At 72.0% G+C, this 211-nt stretch carries 1 protein-coding gene; it reads left to right on the top strand.

Translation table 11 applies throughout. The annotated features are described in order from the left end of the window. On the top strand, nt 1–211 hold a 211-nt coding region (locus CWO89_RS45615), incomplete at both ends, for a transposase (RefSeq protein ID WP_130584509.1).

Raw genomic sequence — 211 nt, 5'->3', positions numbered from 1 at the left:
ACCCGATCCAGGGGCGTTCCGCTCCGGCCGACACTTTGCGGCGTGGCTCGGCCTCACACCAAAGGACCATTCCACCGGCGGCAAGACCAGGCTCGGCAAGATCACGCGAGCCGGCGATGAGGACCTGCGCCGCCTGCTGGTGGTCGGGGCGACCGCGGTGATCCAGCAGGCGCGGCACGGCCGCGGCCATCCTTGGGGCTGGCTGGTCGCG

Source organism: Bradyrhizobium sp. Leo170 (genome assembly GCF_004296405.1).
Classification (GTDB): Bacteria; Pseudomonadota; Alphaproteobacteria; order Rhizobiales; family Xanthobacteraceae; genus Bradyrhizobium.
Note: the sequence above shows the minus strand (reverse complement) of the source record. Positions and strands in the feature narration are given on the sequence as shown.